Annotated in this window: 6 protein-coding genes; 2 read left to right on the forward strand and 4 right to left on the reverse strand. The window is 48.9% G+C overall.

Annotated features, from left to right (window positions below):
* Together PHI12_13065 and PHI12_13070 are read left to right on the forward strand one after the other, a co-directional pair.
* A partial coding sequence (locus PHI12_13065) for a sensor domain-containing diguanylate cyclase (protein ID MDD5511722.1) occupies positions 1-1,255 on the forward strand: 1,255 nt, incomplete at its 5' end.
* A gap of 295 nt (positions 1,256-1,550) precedes the next feature.
* Positions 1,551-2,546: a hypothetical protein gene (locus tag PHI12_13070; protein ID MDD5511723.1), complete on the forward strand. Its 996-nt coding sequence runs from the start codon at positions 1,551-1,553 to the stop codon at positions 2,544-2,546.
* Positions 2,547-2,626: 80 nt separating this feature from the next.
* On the opposite strand, the gene PHI12_13075 is transcribed toward PHI12_13070, so the two are convergent.
* From PHI12_13075 to PHI12_13090, 4 genes are all read right to left on the reverse strand, one after another.
* The gene (locus PHI12_13075) at positions 2,627-3,109 is read right to left on the reverse strand and encodes a hypothetical protein (protein ID MDD5511724.1); all 483 of its coding nucleotides are present in this window, start codon (positions 3,107-3,109) and stop codon (positions 2,627-2,629) included.
* Between the two features lie 34 nt (positions 3,110-3,143).
* A complete protein-coding gene (locus PHI12_13080; protein MDD5511725.1) occupies positions 3,144-3,440 on the reverse strand; it encodes a hypothetical protein in 297 nt (98 codons plus the stop codon).
* Positions 3,441-3,603: 163 nt separating this feature from the next.
* Positions 3,604-4,857 carry a DNA polymerase III subunit beta gene (locus tag PHI12_13085; protein MDD5511726.1) on the reverse strand — a complete coding sequence of 418 codons (1,254 nt, stop codon included), beginning with the start codon at positions 4,855-4,857 and terminating at the stop codon, positions 3,604-3,606.
* Positions 4,858-4,960: 103 nt separating this feature from the next.
* A complete protein-coding gene (locus PHI12_13090) occupies positions 4,961-5,734 on the reverse strand; it encodes a hypothetical protein (GenBank protein MDD5511727.1) in 774 nt (257 codons plus the stop codon).
* Positions 5,735-5,934: the final 200 nt, after the last annotated feature.

The raw sequence follows: 5,934 nt of genomic DNA on the forward strand, positions 1-5,934 counted from the left end.
AAAATCCGGCGTCACGTTTGATCAAATATGCTGGGAGGTCATTAACCTGATCCCCAAAGCCTGGAAGTATTCTGGCATTGCCTGCGGTGAGATTATCCTCAAGGGAAAGGTTTTCAGAACAGATAATTACCAGGACACTAAGTGGAATCTTTCCTCAGATATAAAGATGCATGGGATAAAGGTTGGTGTTATCAAGGTATCGTATTTAGAGAAATGCCCAAAGCTTGATGAAGGACCTTTCCGAACAGAAGAGAGGCTATTGCTGGATGTCGTTGCCGAGCGGTTGGGAAAAGCTGTCGAACAGCAGGAGACACAACAGATTATGGAACGGAGTGAGCATTGGTATCACCTCTTGGCTGACAACGTTTCCGATGTTATTTGGACAGCAACCATGGATCTCAAATTTACCTACTTCAGCCCTTCTGTTACAAGGATGAGAGGTCATACAGTTGAAGAAGCCATGGCGGAAACATTGGATAAGATGTTGACGCCGACATCCTATATTATCGCAATGAGCGTCTTGGAGGAAGAGCTGTTGATAGAGGCTAATCCCCATAAAGAACTGAACCGGTCGCGTGTGTTGGAACTTGAGGAGTATCGTAAAGACGGCTCCTCTATCTGGGTTGAGATTAAAATGAGTTTCCTACGGGACCAGAGCGGGAAGGCTGTAGGAATTCTTGGTGTCACGCGGGATATCACGAAACGAAAGCTGGCAGAGGAAACCATCCGTCAACTAGCCTACTATGACACGATTACTGGCCTGCCCAACCGCACACTGCTATATGACCGTATTAATATGGCAATAGCTCAGGCCGAACGGAACCGGGAAATGCTTGCCGTACTGGTGCTGGATTTGGATAGATTTAAGGATATCAATGATAGATTTGGACACGAAGTAGGGGATTGTCTCCTTAAGCATGTCGGCACACGAATAACAGATATCCTGCGTAAAACTGATACCGCTGCTCGAATGGGGGGCGACGAGTTTGTGATCCTTTTACTAAGCTTGACCAAGGTAGAATATGTGAGCACAATCGCAGAAAAAATTACGGAGGCTTTTCGTCAGCCATTTGTGATAGATGGCCAAGAAGTGATATGCACAGCCAGTATTGGAATTGCGACATATCCGCATGATGGTAAAGATATCGATGGGTTAATCAAGAATGCTGATATGGCTATGTATCGTGCTAAGGAGCGAGGTAGGAATAGATACGAGTTCTCCACAAAAAGCGTCCTGGGGATTGTATCAAAATGAAACAATACTAATTAGTAACATCCGGCTTAGCATATGGTTTACGGATAGAAAAGATTCTGAGTGTCATCTGCCCTACCCTACTTATCTAAGACAGGGCATTAATAGTCAACCTGTCACACATCGTATATGACGGGAAGTCTCACTCTTAACATCCGCCAAATATTCAGGGTTGCTAAAGGCTTTTGCATTTATCCAAACGCTTTAGATTAGCTCATGGGTCTTACCCTGGGATAACCTATTGCCCACTAATACGTTTATTATATTTGGAACATATGTGAGAGAAGGGGGTTCAGTTATGGGTAAAAGAATTACAGTCATTGCGGTTACTCTGCTGACAACTGCAATATTGTTGGGGGGATGTGTCAGTCAACAAACACCTGAACCTACGATCGAAGTTAAGGACGCAGCCGGGGCTAGGGATGCCTCGTTGTCATATATTCATTCTGCCGGAGGGAATGAGGCTCCTTCCCCCGGGGGTGACTGGAGCGCGGAGGATATCATCCCGGATCTATTGGGTAGCACTACCCTGCAATTCACAAAGGATGATTGGACGGTTACTGTTACCTATCCCGTAGTAGCACCTGAGAACATAATATATACCGTGGTGGTAGAGAGCCAGAGAAACGGCTGGTATTGGAAAGGGACTGTTACGCCATCCGGAAATGTCTCTGAAATAATCCCGTTCGGTAGATTTAGTGAAGAAAGAAGCATGGAAATAGCCAGGGAATTTCTTATCGCCAGCCCAACCTTTAGTTTTGACGGCATAGAAGAAAGCCTGGAATTAATAGAGACCCTTTATCCCGAGATCGAGTTTGCCTGGCAGTTCATTTTTGAGTTTGACTGCCGTCATCCCGGATACGGTGATAGAACCGGTGAAATACTGGCTCAGGTGATCACACACCACCAGGCCCCTATTGCTATAGAGAGGTATCAGGTTGTGTCGGCTATAATGGATGAAGAGTGGGATATGATCCAACAAAAGCAAATCGATTCCTCACCACCCCCGCCAGCGCCAGTACCGGCTGCGCCAAACGACAGCATCGTAACAGCCAGGGTTATTGATATCATAAATACTTCCGGAGATTTTCCATGGGAGATGTTAGTTGAGATTGAATCTTCAGAAGATGTCCCGGGATACATTAATGCTACAGCACACCTGATCGGCGAGCAGATCACATTGAAGACTATGGAGAATTTATCTGATATCGAGAGGAACCAGATAATTACTGCCAACGTGAAATTAGAGGGAGATGAGAGAATGAGATTCTACTCGGCGGTAAATATAGAATAGACAAATTCCTACAGTGACCAGAATAAAGGGGGGCCGGGAAATATACTCCTGGCCCCCCTTTGCCTGTTAATCAGATTCCTTTAGAACTCGAACAGCTCCGGCTGTTCAGCTTTACTTTGTACTTCGGCTTCCTCCCGTTCCAGTCTTCTATCCACCCTCTCCCTTTCCCGCCTTACCTTGACCCGCTGACGGTATATCCAGTCCTTAAGCCTCTTAAGCTCACCCATCTGGTAATCATCAAGACTCTCTACCCGGATATCATCTGGCATCTGGCCACCCTTATGACGGGTATAGGTTTTGGTGGAGACATAGAGATAGATCCGGCTCCAGTCATGATCCATCGGGAAACTTAGGCCGGCGGTGTAGAGATAGGCGCAGGCCTCGGCATCGGTACCGGTTTCCTGCTCACCATTTGAGGATCTGATACCCATCTCTAATCTATCCATCGTGATGGCTCCCTTAATCCAGTCGGGTAAGGTCTCTCCCCATCCCCCCGGGAATACCAGTATCGGGTCAGTGAATATCCCCACGATATCACTTACCATATCACCTGTTTTTGGCACAAAAACCCTCCTACATTATTTTGATTTTAATCTCCTAGCCGACTAATACCGGCTGCCGGCCGTGGCTGGCTATCCGCCTCTCCGCTTCTACCGCCCCGTCTGGTAAATCATTACGGACAGCCTTAATTGAGGACTTGATGTAGTCTATCCGCTCGATATCACAAACAAGACGTACCAGGCGCTGGTCAAGATACTGGGGCAGGTTAGGTATGTTCCGGGCTTCATTGGTCACAATCTTGGCCCGCTCCAGTGGCTCGGAGGCTTGACTTACCAGCTCTTCTACCATGTCCATCGCCTCACTCACCATTAACACGCTCCACTTGATAGGCACAATAACCCCCTTTCAATATTGATTTAGTCTTGCCCTGGCCACGCAGAAACAAAGAGGGGTATCACTCCCACGCACTGGGGAGCAATACCCCTGAAAATAGCAAAAAAGCGGGGTTTCCCCCGCTTCTCTGCGTTGGCTTTCTTTTGAGTTCAAGCGTTCAGTTTCAGGCTACGGCGACTGGCTCTCTTACCTTGCCCTTACGCTTCGCTTTCGGCTTTGTCTCAGCTTCTGGCTCGGCTACCTCTACCTCAACCTCTGGCTCGGCTTCCGTTACCTCATCGGCTACCCCTTCGCTCTCGGCTTCCGCTTCGCTAGCCTCTTTATCCTCTTGCCTTACCTCTGAAGTAAGCATTGGCATTACCACCAGCTTATAGCCGTTAGTGGTAAAGAGGACTGGCGACTTGCCGTCGGTGAGCTTTAGCTCTGGCATACCGCCACAGGCTTTTAACGCTTCGGCAAGGTAACCGCCGTCTAGCCTTACCCTGTTAGCCTCACCCTCGATATCGGCTGGCATTGTGGCTTGTCCCTTATCATCGGGATTAGCCAGCACCATAACGCCGTTACCAAGGGTAATGTCTATCGGGTAGGACTTGCTGTCGGCCAGTGCTCTCAGTGAGTTAATCACCTTGCCCGCCTCGACGGTGTCAAAGTGAGCGGTGGTCTTAGCCTCGGTCGGGATTAGCCTCTCCCAGTCGGGAAACTTGCCGTCGTCGCTAACCCACTGATAGCGGATTAGCTCGGTGTCAATGGTGAGCGTCTTGATGTCCTCACCCTCAAAGCTAACCCTTGCTCTCTTGGCGCTCCGCAAGGCGTTGGCTATTCCTGCCAAATCCTCACGGCTTATCAGGACTTCGCCCTCTCCGTCATAGTCAAGGCTTACTACCGCCAGTCTAAAGCCGTCGGCGCTTACCAGCGTGAGCTTACCCTCTTTAGCCGTAAAGAGGACACATTGTAATACTGGTCGAGTGTCCTCAGTAGCAGTAAAGGGTAATACCCTCGATAGCGCTTCCGCTAGCTCCAGACTGCCGATGTTAGGCGTTACGGCGTTACGGGAAGTAACCCTCACCTCACAGAGCGTCATCGGCGTGTTATCACCTATCCACGCTCCGTCATCAAGCTGGCTGATATTAGCTCCACAAACCACCTTAAGCCGTTTACTAACAGCCTGCGTCTCGCTAGCACTGTCATTGAAAGGCGTAACTTTTACGATGTTACTGCCGTTTAGCGACTTAAGGTAACCGAGTAAGCCTTTGCGCCCAATGGTAAAGTCCATTAGCGTTACCCTGTCGGCGACCGCTCTGGATAAGGCGTTTACCAGCGTAGCTTTATGCGCCACAAAGCCTGAGCCTGAACGCTTGCCCTCGATATTCAGTTTTTCCAGTTTATTCACCCCTTTGGCTATCTGGCAGTCGGGCAAGTCCGCCAGCTTCGCCTCTTTAGTAAGCTACCGCATATCTGCGTCTCGCTAGCCTATGCGGTGCTTCCACTATATAAGTGTCCGAAATCACCCTAAAACCTTATCACTCAATCAACTTTTTTTGCTCTTGCCTTCTATATCGAGAAAGATAAACCATATCGTAGTTAGTAAGGGCTTCCCCACTATGTAGCTTGTGAGCTATGGCTACCAGTCTTGGCTTATAGCCTAGCTCCCAGATATCCTCACTGACCCACGCCCCAAGCTCAAGAGCCTTATCATCCGCTATCAGCTCTCCAAGCTCGGTGGTGTTGCCCTCACTGTCTATGACAGGCTTACTCAGGCTTTCCAGCTTGATAGCCTTCTTACACTCTCGGTATAGGTCGTTCTCTCTACACTTTGCCCTTTGCGCCTTGCTACAGTGCTGGCAGTCCAAGCCGTTATTTACCTTATAATGCCGATACCAGTAATGATTTACGCTATGACTGGCAATCCGATACATCACGGCTTCGGTAAACGGCTTGTGTCCGTTATTGCGCTCCACGTCGGCAAGGGTAACCATTATATCGTGTAGCAAGTCCTCTCTATCCTCTGGCTTTGACTTACCGCTAAACCGAGAGGCTACCTTGTAATAGGCTAGCCACTTGCCACCTAGCTGGTCGTAGCCATTACCGCTAGTCCGAGCTTGCTTTTGCCGTCGCCGTCGGCTAGACTTGATGCTACGCAAGGCTTGTGTCCTGCTGTGCTGTTGGCTCGCTGGCTTTCCGCACCACGGACATACGCCTTGCCTTTCGTTTAGCACCCACACTTTACCGCACTGGCTACAGTGTCCGCCCTGCGGTGCTGGCGGTGGTGCTGGTGCTGGTGTCGCTGTTATCATCGCTTGACCTCTCTTTTGTGCTTATTTGCCCTTATTGAGGCAAGCGTTCAGGCTGAGGCTTTGTCGCTATTCGGTTGTTAAGGTGCTTTTACATTTACAGCTTCATTATTGAACAAAAGAACTTTTGGTTTAACCAGAGGAAGCAATTACATCCTCATCCCCCCGGGGGGAGAGAAAAGGTCATCGCAAAAGCAAAAACA

The organism is Dehalococcoidales bacterium, from assembly GCA_028716225.1.
Taxonomy (GTDB): Bacteria; Chloroflexota; Dehalococcoidia; order Dehalococcoidales; family UBA5760; genus UBA5760.